This is a genomic window from Paenibacillus typhae, assembly GCF_900099765.1.
GTDB lineage: Bacteria > Bacillota > Bacilli > Paenibacillales > Paenibacillaceae > Paenibacillus_AQ > Paenibacillus_AQ typhae.
In genome coordinates, this window is record NZ_FNDX01000033.1 from 47,360 (window position 1) to 62,623 (window position 15,264).

15 protein-coding genes are annotated in these 15,264 nt (G+C 53.7%); 6 read left to right on the forward strand and 9 right to left on the reverse strand.

Features of this window, described 5'->3' with window-relative positions:
* Positions 1 to 30 precede the first annotated feature (30 nt).
* The 3 genes from BLR64_RS21545 to BLR64_RS21555 all read right to left on the reverse strand — a co-directional run bounded on the left by BLR64_RS21545 (position 31) and on the right by BLR64_RS21555 (position 2,885).
* Positions 31 to 810, reverse strand: a complete 780-nt coding sequence (locus BLR64_RS21545; RefSeq protein ID WP_090717316.1) for a sporulation protein — start codon at positions 808 to 810, stop codon at positions 31 to 33.
* An 87-nt stretch (positions 811 to 897) separates the two neighbouring features.
* Positions 898 to 2,208, reverse strand: a complete 1,311-nt coding sequence (locus BLR64_RS21550; protein ID WP_090717319.1) for a sensor histidine kinase — start codon at positions 2,206 to 2,208, stop codon at positions 898 to 900.
* Positions 2,208 to 2,885 (reverse strand): response regulator transcription factor, encoded by a 678-nt coding sequence (locus BLR64_RS21555; RefSeq protein ID WP_090717321.1) that lies wholly within the window; start codon positions 2,883 to 2,885, stop codon positions 2,208 to 2,210. The genes BLR64_RS21550 and BLR64_RS21555 overlap by 1 nt, the downstream gene beginning before the upstream one ends.
* Positions 2,886 to 3,164: 279 nt before the next feature.
* On the opposite strand from BLR64_RS21555, the gene BLR64_RS21560 reads away from it, so the two are divergent.
* The 3 genes from BLR64_RS21560 to BLR64_RS21570 are packed head-to-tail and all read left to right on the forward strand — an operon-like array spanning position 3,165 to position 6,837.
* Positions 3,165 to 3,908 (forward strand): polyphosphate polymerase domain-containing protein, encoded by a 744-nt coding sequence (locus BLR64_RS21560; protein WP_090717324.1) that lies wholly within the window; start codon positions 3,165 to 3,167, stop codon positions 3,906 to 3,908.
* Positions 3,901 to 4,584, forward strand: a complete 684-nt coding sequence (locus tag BLR64_RS21565; protein WP_090717326.1) for a DUF4956 domain-containing protein — start codon at positions 3,901 to 3,903, stop codon at positions 4,582 to 4,584. The genes BLR64_RS21560 and BLR64_RS21565 overlap by 8 nt, the downstream gene beginning before the upstream one ends.
* 27 nt (positions 4,585 to 4,611) lie before the next feature.
* Positions 4,612 to 6,837, forward strand: coding sequence for a carbohydrate-binding domain-containing protein (locus BLR64_RS21570; RefSeq protein WP_090717329.1), 2,226 nt, complete (start codon positions 4,612 to 4,614; stop codon positions 6,835 to 6,837).
* Positions 6,838 to 6,931: 94 nt separating this feature from the next.
* Here the strand turns inward: BLR64_RS21570 and BLR64_RS21575 are convergent, their stop codons facing one another.
* The 4 genes from BLR64_RS21575 to BLR64_RS21590 all read right to left on the reverse strand — a co-directional run bounded on the left by BLR64_RS21575 (position 6,932) and on the right by BLR64_RS21590 (position 10,185).
* Positions 6,932 to 8,131: a hypothetical protein gene (locus BLR64_RS21575; RefSeq protein ID WP_090717332.1), complete on the reverse strand. Its 1,200-nt coding sequence runs from the start codon at positions 8,129 to 8,131 to the stop codon at positions 6,932 to 6,934.
* A gap of 22 nt (positions 8,132 to 8,153) precedes the next feature.
* Positions 8,154 to 8,606, reverse strand: coding sequence for a hypothetical protein (locus BLR64_RS21580; protein WP_090717334.1), 453 nt, complete (start codon positions 8,604 to 8,606; stop codon positions 8,154 to 8,156).
* The gene (locus BLR64_RS21585; protein WP_090717337.1) at positions 8,599 to 9,135 is read right to left on the reverse strand and encodes an RNA polymerase sigma factor; all 537 of its coding nucleotides are present in this window, start codon (positions 9,133 to 9,135) and stop codon (positions 8,599 to 8,601) included. Before BLR64_RS21585 ends, BLR64_RS21580 begins: the two co-directional genes overlap by 8 nt.
* 135 nt (positions 9,136 to 9,270) lie before the next feature.
* Positions 9,271 to 10,185 (reverse strand): phosphatidate cytidylyltransferase, encoded by a 915-nt coding sequence (locus BLR64_RS21590; protein ID WP_090717340.1) that lies wholly within the window; start codon positions 10,183 to 10,185, stop codon positions 9,271 to 9,273.
* A gap of 98 nt (positions 10,186 to 10,283) precedes the next feature.
* On the opposite strand from BLR64_RS21590, the gene BLR64_RS21595 reads away from it, so the two are divergent.
* Entirely contained in the window at positions 10,284 to 10,829 is a 546-nt protein-coding gene (locus BLR64_RS21595) for a hypothetical protein (RefSeq protein WP_090717342.1), read from the forward strand.
* A gap of 1 nt (position 10,830) precedes the next feature.
* Positions 10,831 to 11,301, forward strand: a complete 471-nt coding sequence (locus BLR64_RS21600) for a DinB family protein (RefSeq protein ID WP_090717345.1) — start codon at positions 10,831 to 10,833, stop codon at positions 11,299 to 11,301.
* Between the two features lie 54 nt (positions 11,302 to 11,355).
* Here BLR64_RS21600 and BLR64_RS21605 read toward each other — a convergent pair whose 3' ends face one another.
* Complete coding sequence (locus BLR64_RS21605) at positions 11,356 to 12,255, reverse strand: diacylglycerol/lipid kinase family protein (protein ID WP_341833395.1); 900 nt, start codon at positions 12,253 to 12,255, stop codon at positions 11,356 to 11,358.
* Between the two features lie 199 nt (positions 12,256 to 12,454).
* On the opposite strand from BLR64_RS21605, the gene BLR64_RS21610 reads away from it, so the two are divergent.
* Positions 12,455 to 14,074, forward strand: a complete 1,620-nt coding sequence (locus BLR64_RS21610; protein WP_244157806.1) for an S-layer homology domain-containing protein — start codon at positions 12,455 to 12,457, stop codon at positions 14,072 to 14,074.
* Positions 14,075 to 14,995: 921 nt separating this feature from the next.
* Here BLR64_RS21610 and BLR64_RS21615 read toward each other — a convergent pair.
* On the reverse strand, positions 14,996 to 15,264 hold a 269-nt coding region (locus tag BLR64_RS21615), incomplete at its 5' end, for an integrase core domain-containing protein (protein ID WP_139171965.1).

Consider the following 15,264-nt stretch of genomic DNA (forward strand, 5'->3'; position numbering starts at 1 on the left):
CGTCCAGCCGGTTTCTTGTATAGAGGCAAGTTATGCGTATTTGCTGATCGTTGCGAGCAGCTGGCCCGCAATGTATTCCGTTCCAGATGCCAGATGACTCTGGTCAAAGCGGAGTCTTACAAATTTCTCGTCGGCATCAAGCGCTTCTGCCAGCAGGCCGGATAAGCCGCGGGCCCTACGGTCAATCTGCAGCAGCAGCTCAACGCCCTGCTCATCCGGGTACAACATGATTTCCAGCTCATCCAGACGGCCGCGGAACTGGCTGGAAGGCAGGAATTCAAACTCCTGAACGAAGGGGAGCCCGTTTCTTTTGCCGTAATGAGGAGCGTATTCACAGCTGACCTCGCGGAGCCGGAAGCCGAGCTGGGCTGCAGCATCCAGAACAACCGCCGAATGCGGATGAGGCAGCACCTGGAGGTAGTCCTCGTCCTTCGGATCGAGGGCTTCCTTAATATCCAGCCCGGTATGAATCCATACGGGAGTTTTGCCCATGGTCACGGGAGTAACGGACGGGAGCTGGAAGGATACAGGGAACTCATAGACCTTCTCCGCCTCCACGGTGAAACCGGAAGCCAGCAGGAACTTGGCAATGGTCGCCTCTACATGGCTCTTGGAATCGTTATGCTCCTTCACGTAGCGGGTCTTGACGAAGGCATATACATCGTCCACCTTCTGATCCACACGGCCCCCCTGGATGCGGACAACTCCGCTAAGCGTATCCCCGGCTTTTACTACATCCTGATGAAGCATGAGGTTGACTTCAGCGGCGCCAATCCCGGCGCTTGCGAGCATTCTTTTGAACATGGACATGCTGTGAATCTCCTCCTTATCGGTAATAACTCTGATACGGAGGCAGCCCCGGCCTGGTTTCAGCCGTTTATTTAAAATTCGATTTAATTACGACAGCTGTACATAGAACGTAGTGGACTCCCCGACCGTGCTTTTGGCATACAGCTTACCCTTATGCTGCTGCTCGACGATCGACTTCGCGATCGCGAGGCCAAGCCCGTAGCCGCCCTGCTTGCGGGCGCGGGAGGTATCGGTACGGTAGAACCGGTCAAAGATCCGGTTCAGATGCTCAGGGGCGATGCCTTCACCGGTATTGGTGACAGACAGCAGCACATCGTTATGCTGCCTGCGCAGAGTCAGGGTGATTTCGCCCTTCGGCCCGGTGTACTTGACGGCATTGTCCAGCAGGATCATAACGACCTGCTTGATCTGCTCACTGTTGCCGTTTACGCTCAGATTAGGCTCGATATCATACTCCAGCGCCACATTCTTTTCGAAAATGACGGCCTCCATCGTCAGGATGATATTTTCTACCGCTTCGCTGATGTTGAAGGGGGCATGGATCATCCCGGTGCGGGAATCATCCATTTCGGTCAGATAGAGCAAATCATTTGTCAGCTTGGCCATCCGCTCCGTCTCCGATTTGATATAGTGCAGCCACTTGGACTGCTCAAGAATAGTATCTTCGGGATTCGACAGCAGCACATCGGTATTTGTATTAATAATGGCGAGCGGCGTCTTCAGCTCATGCGAGGCATCGGCGATGAACTGCTTCTGCTTGTCGAAGGCTTCCTGTACCGGCTTGATGGAGCGGTTCGCAAAGTAGCGGCTGGTAAAATAAAGGATAACCAGCATCACCACACCGACAACGGTGAAGATGTAGATCAGGTTCGTGAGAATCTTCTGCCGGGAGGTAATGTCCAGGAAGACAAGCATATGCCCGTCAGCAGCGGGTTTGGTTTCAAAGGCCCAGAGACTGCCGTCCAGCTCGAATCTTCCGGTTGTCTTATTCATATCAATGGCCTTCTGCAAAGCCTGTGCATAGAATTCATCGTCCATGCTGAGCTGTGAGACAGGCGTACCAGTCTGCTTCCAGTCGTTATCCGTCTCGATCATGAAGGAAATTGAACGCTCCGGCGGCGGACTGCCGCCCATTCTCCCGAAGCTGCCGCCGCCAATATCCTGGCGCTGCGTTCCAGTGTCTGTGCCGCCGTCCGGCGCGCCGCCAATACCTCCGCCGCGGTGCTCGCCGCTGCCCGGCTTCTGGAAGGCCTCGGTAATCCGCTGAAGATCCATGCGGATGTCATTCTGGACATTCAGGTAGTTGATGATATATATGGTGGCAAAGGCGACCAGCATCATCACGGAGATCGTCACCAGATTGACAATCAGGAAGCGGTTTCTGAGCTTTTTGAACATCAGGCATTCACCTCTAATACATAACCCACATTACGGATCGTGCTGATGCGTGTGGAGGCCCCGAGAAACGTAAGCTTTTTGCGCAGAAAAGAGATATAGACCTCCACATTGTTATGCTCGGCCTCAGAATCAAAGCCCCAGAGCTTCTCAATAATCTGCTCCTTCGAGGTGACGGACTGCTTGCGGACCATCAGCAGCTCCAGCAGCTCGCTCTCCTTCAGATTCAGCTTCATTTCCTTGCCGCCCACCATCAGCTTCAGGTTCGTCGTATTCAGCTCCAGATCCCCGTATTTCAGCGCATCATCCGGCAGCACCTCGCCTTTGCGGCGTAGTACCGCGCGGATTCTCGCCAGCAGCTCCTCCGAGGAGAAGGGCTTGGCGATATAGTCGTCAGCCCCGTAGTCGAGCCCGGTCACCATATCGGTGGTATCCCCTTTGGCCGTCAGGAAGATGACGGGGGTCGGGATGCCTTTTTTGCGCAAGGCCCGCAGCAGGCTGATCCCGTCCATCTCCGGCATCATGATGTCGAGCAGGAGCAGATCATAGATTCCGCTCAGCGCGTAATCAAACCCGGTTCTGCCGTCATGTACGGCGTCTGCGGAATAGTTATGCTTTTTCAGGATTTGGGTCACGGCCTCGGCCAGATGCACCTCATCTTCCACAATTAATATTCTCATAGGTCTATCATCCCCAGTTTAGCTTAATGTCTGTCTTGTAACTTACGTCATTATAGCAAGATTACCTTTAATCAACCTTAACTGCGGAGGCGGGATTTTTAAGCTTCTACTATGTACGGGTGGTTCTCTAAGCCCGCAGAAGCCCTTTGTAAAGCCGGTGTAAAAAAATAAACGCAGTGTAAATTCCATTTAAGATTCATTAAAGGTTCGCCAACTAAGATACATTCATAGGCAAACGAGACACACGAAACACTCTATTCAAGAAAGGATTTGATCCCAATGGCTATCGAGGTTTTTAACCGCTACGAAAACAAATACCTGTTCGATCATGCAGCCTACCTGAAGCTCTATAACGAACTGCTCGAATATATGGAACCGGACGATTACAACAAACAGCATGAGTTCTATTCCATTACTAATCTGTACTACGACACAACGAGCAATACGCTGATCCGCAACAGCCTGTCCAAGCCGAAATACAAAGAGAAGCTGCGCCTCCGGGCTTACGGTGTTCCGAATGGAGATTCCAGGGTCTACCTGGAAATCAAGAAGAAGGTCTTCGGCCTAGTCAATAAAAGAAGAACCTCGCTCAAGCTGCACGAAGCCTACGATTTTGTCCGCACAGGTATCCCGCCTGAGTACAAGGACTACATGAACAAGCAGGTGGTTGAGGAAATCAAATACTTCCTGAGCTGCTACGATCTGAAGCCGATGGTGTACCTGTCCTATGACCGCAAAGCCCTGTTCTGCAAAAATAACCGCGATCTGCGCATCACCTTTGATACGAATATCAGAAGCCGGCGGTATGATCTCAGAATGGAGCACGGCACACACGGCGAGCTGCTGATGGAACCGGGCCAGTGGCTGATGGAGGTCAAAGCCGAGAAGACGATTCCGGTCTGGCTGTCCAAAATGCTCTCCGAGCATCAGATGTACCGCACCAGCTTCTCCAAATACGGCAACGAATATAAAAAAATGCTGAGAAACAGCAAAGTAGAAAGCGAGAGTGTCCTGTATGCTTGATTCCATCTTCACCGCCGTCTCTGACAGTACGGCTTTAACCTTTGGCAACGCGGTTCTGACGATCCTGATCTCCCTGGCGCTGGGTGCGCTGATCAGCTTCACTTATATGAAAACAAGCCCGGCCGGCTATTCGCAAAGCTTCACGCTCACCATGGTACTGCTGCCTGTTATTGTAGCCATCATCATTCTCCTCATCGGCAGCAACGTTGCCAGAGCCTTCAGTCTGGCCGGAGCGTTCTCGATTATCCGCTTCAGAAGTGCGCCCGGCGATCCTAAGGACATCACCTTTGTCCTGTTCACTATGGCATCGGGCCTAGCCTGCGGCGTCGGCGCTTATGCTTACGCAGTCCTGTTCACCATTATTCTCTGCATCATCATGGTAATCCTAAACCGCACCGGTTTTGGCGTAAGAAAATCAGCGCAAAAAACGCTGAAGGTAACCATCCCGGAAAATCTGGGCTATGAAGAAGCTTTTGCCGAAGTATTCAACAAGTTCAATGTCGCTTATGAGCTGAAAAAGATCAGAACCACCGAGCTCGGCAGCCTCTATGAGCTGGTGTATAACGTTACTCTTAATGAGCACACGAGCCAGAAGGAATTCCTGGATGCCATCCGCACCCGGAACGGCAATCTGGATCTGTCGCTTACGATGTGCCCTACTACGACAGAATACTAAACCGGAAACTGAAAGGATGGATCCGATATGAGTAAATTTATAATGGCAAGCAAAGCGGGGCTGATTCTGCTGCTCGCAGCCGTCATGTCAGCCTGCAGCACAACCAGCAATGCCTCTACCTCTTCGTCAGCCGGTGCAGCAGCAGTGACTACTGCAGCTGCTACCAGCGGGGCTGCAGCAAATGTCCAGCTGGCAAGTGTGAAGGCGGCGGACCTCGTCAGCTTTGATGAAGAAGATGTGGCCGCAGCCTGGAGCGCTGACAGCGCCACAACGATTGCGTTAAGCGGAGACAGTGCCACTGTGACTGGAACCGGCGCGGCTGCTTCCGGTAACACTGTCACAATTTCGGCTGGAGGAACTTATGTGCTGAGCGGCACCCTGAGTGACGGGCAGATCATCATCGATGTGCAGGATGACAGCAGCGTGCATCTTGTGCTGAACGGGGCAGAGCTCACGAACAGCAGCAGTGCGCCAGTCTACATTAAGGAAGCCGGCAAGGTAATCATGACGCTGGAAGACGGTACGGTGAACACCGTAACCGATGCCGCAAAATATGTGTACCCGGATGCAGCTACGGATGAGCCGAGTGCAGCGATTTACAGCAAGGCGGATCTGACCATTAACGGAACCGGGACGCTGAAGGTTAACGGCAACTTTAACGACGGTATTACAAGTAAAGATGATCTGAAAATCGTCTCCGGCACCATTGAAGTACAGGCTGCAGATGACGGCCTGGTCGGTAAAGATCTGGTAGCTGTGCAGGACGGCAGCATTACCATTACAGCAGAGGGCGACGGCATCAAGTCGACTAATGATGAAGATACCGAGAAGGGCTTCATAGCGATCTCCGGAGGAACCTTTGACATCAAGGCAGCAAATGACGGCATTCAAGGTGAAACCTCCCTTGTCATCGACGGAGGTACGTATAACCTGGTCACCGGTGGAGGCAGTGCCAACGCTGAAGTGAAGACAGGCGATGAAGGCGGCTTCGGTGGAGGCGGCTTTGGCGGAGGCGGCATGGGCGGCGGAATGCGCGGACAGGCTCCGTCTGGTGACGGTACGCAGGCTGCGCCGCCGGAAATGCCGGATACTGACGCAGTGGCAGGCGCTACAGCTGAGTCAGCAGAAGGGACTACAGCACCGGCACCAGCAGACAACAGTGCTGCGGCATCCACGGATACTGCAGCCACTGCCGAAACAGAATCGGCCAGTATGAAGGGCCTGAAATCAGGCGGTGACCTTACCGTTAACGGAGGCAGCTTCACGATTGACTCCGCAGATGATGCAGTACACAGCAACAGCAACGTATCAATTACGGATGGCGAATTCGAGATTACAGCAGGCGATGACGGCATTCACGCCGACAGCCTGACAGCGATCTCCGGCGGCACCGTGAACATCACCAAGAGCTATGAAGGGATTGAAGGAGGCAATATTACCATCTCCGGCGGTGACATTGATGTGGTAGCCTCCGACGACGGCGTCAACGTAGCGGGCGGCAATGATACTAATGGCGGCCAGGATCAGTTCGCAAGCTCCGGCAGCAACCTGCTGACTATTACCGGCGGCACACTGACTGTAGATGCTTCTGGTGACGGTCTTGATTCTAACGGCTCAATCACAATGAGCGGCGGTACCGTTACCGTCTACGGCCCGACCAATGACGGCAACGGCGCCCTCGATTATGACGGTTCCTTCGAAATCTCCGGCGGATATCTGGTTGTGGCAGGAAGCGCGGGTATGCTTCAGGCACCTGGCGATGCTTCCAGCCAATACTCCATCGCCATGACCTTTACGGATTCGCAGGAAGCCGGACAGCTGGTAAACCTGAAGGATAAGGACGGCAACACCATTGCCACCTTTGCTCCGTCGAAGAGCTACCGCTCGGTTGTAATCAGCTCGCCTGACCTGAAAGAAGGCGGCTCATATACCCTCTCCACCGGCGGCAGCTCGACAGGCACCACAGTTGACGGAGTGTATACAGACGGTACTTACAGCGGCGGCACAGAAGTTGTAAGCTTCGACCTCTCCAGCAGCGTGACCTGGCTGAATGAATCCGGTGTTACCGAAGCAACCCAGGGTATGGGCGGCATGGGCGGCGGCCGCGGCCAAGGCGGCTTCGGCGGCGGTACTAGACCTGACCGCGGCACCGCTGGCGGCACTCCGCCGACCGGAACTCCGCCGACTGGCGCTCCGTCTGCCGGGACCGGCGGGACAACGCAATCCGGAACGGATAGTGAGACTCAGATGTAAGAGCGGCAATTAAAGCCTGACAATAGATCACTGAACAGCAAAACAGCACGTTCCCCCTTAGCGGGGAAACGTGCTGTTTTGCCGTGTACTGTTTCTACTTGGGTTCTCGCTCCAGCGCTCTGAGGAACTTTTCCGCTTCGGTGTTCTTTTTCCGTGAATTCGTTAGCAGCCGGATGCCCCCTCCAATCATCAGCAGAGCCACAACGACAGTGTTCATATAGGATTGAATCCGGGCAATATAGTAGCCGTAGTTAAAGTCCAGCTCCGGAACAACAATCCGGATGAACAGGTAATACACGCCCAGGAACAGGAGAGCGCCGCCGATCCAGCCCTGATACCGGGTCCAGCCTTCAATGACCGGCCTGTCATAGAGAGGCTCCCTGCCGTATTTGCTGGCCTGCTGCATCCCGTCAAAAAAGCTGTAAAACCAGGCAATCGGAATAAAGAACAGGAACAGCGAAAGATTCAGCAAATCCAGAATATAGATGCTTCCGAGGAAGATGAGCATCAGCTGGAGGCCTCTTTTTTGCAGCCCCAGATACATATGTCCGGCTCCGGGGAAGGCTGCCAGCAGGGTAGCGATCACCTTGCTTTTTTTGCCGGTGCTTCTGCCGTGCTCAAGCTGCTCGAAGATCGTCTTGTCCTCCAAGAGCTCGCCGGCCTGCTTGCGGTTCACATGCTGGGCTGCATCGAACATGCAGTACAGCCACAATACCGGCAGCAGGAGCAGAAAGACCAGAAACGTCTCCTGCCCGGTAATGCCTGCTACAAATACGAGCATAATGCCAAGGCCGAAGAACCCGATCAGGAACGATAACCCGCGCTGCAGCAGGCCTAAATGCAGATGGCCAAGACCCGGAACAAAAGAGAGGAGGATGGTGTAGAACCGCTCGCTCTCCCGGCGCGGCTCCATATTTTGCTGCGGCGGATATCCATATCCCTCCTGCGGCGGGTATCCATATGCAGGCTGTTCCAGCGGCCCTTCAGGGCTGCCGGGCATTTGACCCTGCGGGTGGGGATAATGCTGGTAGTATGGCGGATAATCCGGTTCCCGGATCAGTCTGATTACCATACCGAACATGCTGATGAACCAGAGAACGGCTGCTGCTAAAAGACACAAGGCGGCAAATCCCTCATTATTTCCCGCAACGAGGGCAAGAAAGGCGACGCCCAGGCTTCCAAAAAAGATAAAACCGTAAATAAACCCCTTCAGCCGGCTTCCGTAATAATAGTGCCCAAGGCCAGGAATCATGTTAAGCAGAAAAGCCAGCATCTTGCTGCGCTGCTGCGGCATTGGCGTTCAGTCCTTTCATTTCTTATGGTTTATGGAGGGCAGGCTTGATGTTTTCGAGCCACCCGGTTGCTTTTTGGACCATTTTCTCGCTGTAAGGTTGCTTAATTCCGGCGCCGGCATCCAGATTACCCGGAGCGATCCGGTCAAATACCCCGGCGGAGATAAACAGCATCGTTATACAGGCCGCCGCGATGTAATGTACCCATTGGTTGCCCAGTATCTTGTACAGCCGGCCGCCTGCCTGCCTGGTTGCGGGCTCTGCTGCAGATGGATAAGGCGTAATCCGGCCCATAATTTGTCCGGCAAAGGCCTCTCCGTCAGGCAGCTCCGGTACCGTGCAATGCTCCAGAGCAGTCATATAGGAGTGAAGCGCTTCAGGATCTTCCAGAAGCAGTCTGTCCATCTGTTCGCGCTCCGGCCCGGTCATCTCTCCCTGTACGTAACGTATCCAATCCTGCTGGTCAGGTTTATTCATCCCGCGGCGCCTCCTTCCAGTGTGTTCTGATCCATTGCCGTGCCCTGTACAGCCTCGACTCCACCGTTCTTACCGAGATCTGCGACTTCAGGGCAATCTGCTCATAATTTTCTTCTTTTAAGTAGAAATCAACGATTATATCACGGTGCTGATGGGGGAGGGACAAAATATTTTGCCGCAAAAGCTCCTTCTCCTCCTTCTTCAGCAGCTGGCGGACAACGTCTGCCTGATGGTCGGCGGTCTGCAGGATTACATCTTCGCTGTTATTAACCTCCGCCTTCCGGCGCTCCAGCTTGCGTTTGATATCGATTGCTTTATGCAGGGCGATGCGGGTGATCCATGTTTTGAATCCTTCTGAACGGTACTGGGGGAGAGACTTATAAATTTGGACAAAAGCTTCCTGGGCAGCATCCTCGGCATCCTGAGCCTGGTGAAGCACAGAATAGGTAACCTGGTAGATATGCCGCCCGTAACTGTCGATAAGACAGCGGAACTTGGCGTGGTCGCCCTGTAAAATCTGCTTGATCAAACGTTCCTCATCAATGAGTCCTCTCCCCCTTCCCACCGTAATAGACGAAGGTCCTTTGCCAAACCCTGCGGGTATGGAATTCTTTTTTACAGAAAAATAGACACCCCTCTTAAGGGATGCCTATCGCACGGCCAGCTACATGAAATCAAAGAAATACCGGATCACATGGAAAAAGATCGGCGAGGTGTACGCCAGGCTGTCGACCCGGCTCAGATAGCTTTTTTGCAGGGCGGCGAATTTGTCATCATCCCCGATTAGCAGGTCACGCTTCAGTACAGAGACAGTCAGGCTGCCGAAATAGCCGCTCAGGCTGATCAGCACCCCTGACAGCAGACCGAACAGCGGAGTGAGCGGGGTCAGGTACGGATAGATGAGATAGGATACGGCGGTTGTGGCCACAAATCCGCAGACAAAGCCTTCCCAGGTCAAATGCGGGTTGGCGGTCGGTACGACCTTATGCTTGCCGAAATAAAGCGACCCCAGATAGTGGGCCACATCGTTCAGCTGGGTGAGCACCACCAGGAAGAGCACCAGCCCCGCCCCGTATTCCGGAGTGGAGAACTGGAAATAGGCCAGATGGCTGAGCCCGAATACCATCAGCATCATCCCCCACTGGGTGGAGCTGACACTGCGCAGAAAGCCGAGCGTCCCCTTGTTCAGCAGCCGGGGGAGCGGCAGCAGCAGGAAGACGTAGACCGGAATAAAGACGATGAACATCCCGTACCACTCGATATAGATCCAGTAGAACTGCAGCGGAATCGCCAGATAAGCCCACAGGAACAGCCTGCGGTCAGCCTTGCGCGTACGGATCATAGAGAAATATTCTTTAAGCGAGAAGAAGCACAGCACCATCAGCGACAGCAGGGACACCACTGCATTGAACAGTGTGGCCAGGCAGAAAATAAACAGCATGCCCCACCAGGTTTTGATGCGGAAGCCGATACCGGTATAATCCTTGTCCTTCTGAAGCCTGCTGACGGCGAGATAGATCAGATGAATGGCCGAAAGGCCGGCCGTAATAAGGAGTAGCGTGAATAAAGAGCTGTTCAAGAGCCGATCACCAGCCTGTTTCAGGATAGGATTCCATTAAAGGAATCATATGTTATTATGAAGGAAATGTCCGAACATGATAAGGGGAAAATTTGTAAATGGAAGGTAATCAATCGGTCTTTATTTTGCTTACGAATACCGGAACGCTGTTCACCAGGCTCATTCAGGGCTACACCAGGGCTCCGTATAACCATGCGTCCATCTCATTTACCCGTGACCTGTCGGAGATGTACAGCTTTGGCAGAAAGCATCCCAGTAATCCCTTAAACGGCGGGTTTGTGAAGGAGGATCTGCATACGGGGACGTTCAGTAAATATCCGAATACGACCTGTGTGATCTATGAGCTGAAGGTTACAGAGCGGGAAGTGGAGAAAATGAAGCGGGTGCTGCACATTTTCATCCGCAGCCGGCAGAAATACCTGTATAACATTCTGGGCGTGATCGGCATTGCCCTGAAGGAACCGGTGGAATTCAGCAACTCATACTTCTGCTCACAGTTCGTTGCAGAAATTCTCGACCGTTCCGGCATCAAGCTGTGGAATAAGCTGCCGGCGCTCGTTACGCCGGATGATTTCCGTCAGAGCACACGGCTGGAACTGATTTATCAGGGCAAGCTCAATCAGTATAGACCAGGGAGTGAATAGAATGATTCATGCGAGAGAAGTATTAGCCAACCAGCTGCTGGCAGGTGCCAATGATCCGAGCTGGCATCTGCCGTTCATGCAGGCAGTAGAGGGAGTTACGGAGGAGGAGGCGTTCTGGAAGCCGGGTGCCGGTCTGAACAGTATTGCCGAGCTGACGCAGCATCTGCTGTATTGGAATAAGACCTGGCAGACCCGTTATGAGGCCGGCCGGGTGGATGCCGTACCGCCTATAGGCGATAACAATAACAGCTTTATTCTGCCGGAGAATGCTTCGTTTGATGAGCTGAAGAGTGGGCTGCTGGATGTTCTGCTGCGCTGGCAGACGCTGCTTGCCGAGGATCGCCTGGAAGCGCAGGTCGCCGGATTCCCGGAACCCGCGCTATGGTGGGAGATTATCAGCAATGCTGCTACACATAATGCCTATCATATCGGCCAGATGGTCTACGCCCGCAAGCTGCAGCAGCAGGTGTAGGCGGGCTGGCGAATAGCCGGTTAGGAGCTGTCGGGGGGGATAAAAAACCGGCTGTCAGCCGGGTTCCTCCTTCGGCACAACGACCCGGATATGGCGCGGCAGGACGCTGAGCTGCACCGGCAGCACGGGCCCCTCCTCGCCGTCAACGTTGGTCCCCATCGGGGCAGCGGATTCTACAGTTACGCTGCGGGCTGTAAAGTATTCTACATCCTTGTGATTCTTCAGGTTGCCCAGCAGCAGTGAAATGCTGACCGACAGGGTACTCAGAATTGTCAGATCCTTGATGACAAAGCAGTGGATCAGGCCGTCATCAACAGCAGCGCCCGGAGCTAGCCGCTCAAAGCCCCCGACCGAGTTCGTCAGGGCAGCAATAAACAGCGGCGAATCCCCTTCCCATACCTGACCGTCATGAGTGATGGTCAGGCGGTTGGGCGTGTTCCCTGTCAGCTCCTTCAGCCCCTCCTTGAAATAAGCCAGGGAGCCCAGCCGCGATTTATCCTCAGAGGTTACCGCCGATACCGATTCGGCAATGGGCCCGGCGGCGACCACATTGATGAACAGCCGCTCGTTTAGCCGACCGACATCGACTGCGCGGGTACCGGGGGAGGCAAGCGTGCGGATGGCTTCTTCCGGAACCAGGGAAAGCCCGATTGCCCGGGCAAAGTCATTTACCGTTCCGAGCGGGATGACCCCAAGCTTGGGACAGTCCGGCTCCCCGCTCAACCCGTTAATCACCTCATGCAGTGTACCATCCCCGCCGATCGACACCACCATTCCGTAACCCTGCTCACATGCAGCTGTACTGAAAAGGGTAGCATCCCCCTCCCGCTGCGTCTCCATCACAGTAACCGCATATCCCTGCTCTTCCAGAATATCCAGGGCCAATTGGACATACCCTGCGCCTTCTTCCTTTCCGGAGGTTGGATTCACAATAATCATAGCCTGCTCCATCATTAATCCCGTCCTTCCACTCCGAATCTTATACTCTATTCCATTCATAACCACGCGGGTTTCGAATTAAACTTCTGACGGGTCCGGCGTCCGGGCAATCTGGTGAGACTTCATCTTTCTGCCAGTATTTAAGCGGTGATAACAGACTCTATCTCTGGTATACTCTCGGCAAAATGGTAGTGAGAGAGGGTCTGGAAGTAACGTGAAGAGTATTTTGGGAAGAATTGTAACCGGAGCAGCCGCTGTCTTGTGTGCCGCTGCTATTTACACTACATACACCCCGGCCGCGTCAGCAGAAGCTGAGCTGCCGTTTGGTGATATAGCAGGCAGCTATGCCAAAAATGAAATCATAGACTTATATAACAAGAAGATCATAACCGGAACCTCAGAGCACAGCTTCTCGCCCCAGGGGCTGGTATCCAGAGCGGAGCTCATTACGATGCTGGGCCGTCTGCTGAAGCTGGAACCGGTCAACAGTCCGATCTCACCATTTACCGATGTGGGCAGGAACGCCTGGTATTATGGCTGGATCCAGGCGGCTGTCCAGCTGGAGTTGGCCGGCGGAACCTCAGAGCGGACCTTTGCCCCGGCGCAGCCGGTCACCCGGCAGGAGGCTGCCGCGCTACTGGCCCGGGCGTTTAAGCAGACGGGGAACGCAGCGGATGTACAGGCTGTCTTCCGGGACAGCGGCACAATCGCCGCCTGGGCAGGCGGTGCAGTAGCTGCCGTTAGCAGTTTAGGCATAATGAAGGGCGACCAGACAGGCGCTTTCAGGCCTGCGGCTCCTATTACACGGCAGGAAACGGCGGTGCTTATCTACCGGGTGCTGCAGCAGCAGCATTGGGTGGCTGAGCTTGGGGGCGGTCAGAAACCGCAGATCGTAATGGGCTGGCAGTATGGCCAGACTGCGGCGCAGTATCAGAACAGCATACTGCAGTCGAATGTGAACACCTTATCTCCACGCTGGTATTTTGTAGGGAGTACCGGAGTTGTATCGGATTCAACAGTAGCATCGATGGTTACCTGGGCGAAGAATAACGGCAAGAAGATCTGGCCGCTGGTCGGCAACCGCTTTGATCAGGCTGCTACACATCAGCTGCTGTCCAGTACAGCGGCACGAACGGCGGCAGTTAATCAACTGGGGGCGCTTGTCAGCAAATATGATCTGGACGGCCTGAATCTCGATTTCGAGAACGTGGCTGCGGCTGACAAAGCTGCGTTGACAGCCTTCGTTACGCAGCTGGCCGGCAAGCTGCATGCTCTCGGCGCTGTACTCTCGGTAGATGTATCGCCTGATCTCGGAACAGACTGGACGGAGGCCTTTGACTATGCAGCGCTTGGCAAACAGGCCGACTACATGGTGATGATGGGCTATGATGAGCACTACACCGGGAGTCCGACTCCCGGATCGAACGCTTCGCTGCCCTATGTCCGGCAGGCGGTGGGCAAGCTGCTGCAGGCGGTGCCGGCTTCAAAGGTGATTTTGGCTATGCCGCTGTATACACGCGACTGGACGCTGAAGCAGGGCTCCGTGCCGGCATCCTCCGTTGAGCTGTCCCTTGCCGAACAGAATCAGCGCGTCGGCAGCTATGGTCTGCGGCCGGTCTGGAACAGCACGCTCGGGCAGTATGTTGTCAGCTATACCGGTCAGCTGAAGCACACCATCTGGCTGGAGGAGGGCCGCTCCCTGACGGCCAAGTTCAATCTTGCCGCCCGGCAAAAGCTGGCTGGCATCGCCTATTGGCATATCGGCGGCGAGAGCCCGGACATCTGGACAAGTATCGGCAATGCGGAGAGGTATGCGGGATACTCCTTTAGGTAATGTAAGGTGGAGTAGTTAAGAAAGATGAGGAGCCGGGGCTTTGAGTGAGGAGTGGGGAAGAGTAAAGAGTGGATAGTAAAGAGTGAATAGTAAAGGGCGATGGGTGAAGAGTGAATAGTGAAGAATGAGTGGTAGAGATTGAAGTGTAGAGATCAGGGAGAGAAGAATGAGTAGTAGAGATTGAGAGTAGAGATCAAGGAATGAATAGTTGTGAGTGAGAACTGTAGGTGGGAGAATGAGCTGCGGAGCATGAAACTGAAGTATTGGAAGTGGTAGAGGAGTTCGTACAGAACGCGAATCGCAACCACAGAGCGCAACCACAGAGCGCAACTGCAGACCGCAGACCGCAGACCGCAGACCGCAGACCGCAGACCGCAGACCGCAGTTCTTACCACTTATCCCGGCGCCCTATAAGGGCGCCTTTTTTAACGGCTGCTTTTGCGCAGACATTTCCAATTTGAGATTGCTGCGGGCTAGTCAAACTTTGAAATGGAAGGCAAAAATGCTTCTGATTTCGCCTCAAGTGGCCAAAAGTGCGAAATGAAGGGCAAAAATGCCTTTGATTTCAGCCCAAGTGGGCCAAAAGCGCGAAATGAAAGGCAAAAGTGCCTTTGATTTCGCCTCGTGCAGCCAAAAGCGTGAAATAAAAGGCAAAAATGCCTGTGCTTTCAGCCCGTGTGGCCGAAAGCACACTTTAAAGGGAAAAATCCCCTTAATGAGCCGCCACAGCCAACAGTTTGCCCGAAATAAAGGGAATAATTCCCTTAATGAGCCGCCCAAGCCCGCAGTTTGCCAGGAATAAAGGGAAAAATCCCCTTAATGAGCCGTCTTAGCCCGCAATTTGCCCAGAATAAGGGGAAAAACGGTTCGGCCCCTTAATTATGGAGTCATTCTCTTAAATTCTCTGTTTCTCGCAGTTTCTTAAAGTGAAATCTTTACTTCCTCCAATTGGCCTGCTTTCCACGCTGCATGGTATTGGTTGGGGCTCAATCGTTTTAAACTGCCATGAAACCGTCGCTCGTTGTAAAAACGAATATACTCGGTAACGCTCTCGTACGCTTCTTCAAAGGTTTCAAAGTACATTTTACTGTATACATCTCGCTCTAAAATGCTGTGGAAAGACTCAATATATGCGTTCATATTCGGCGTTTTGGGCGGAATTCGTTCATGAATAAGCGGCGCCTTTTCGT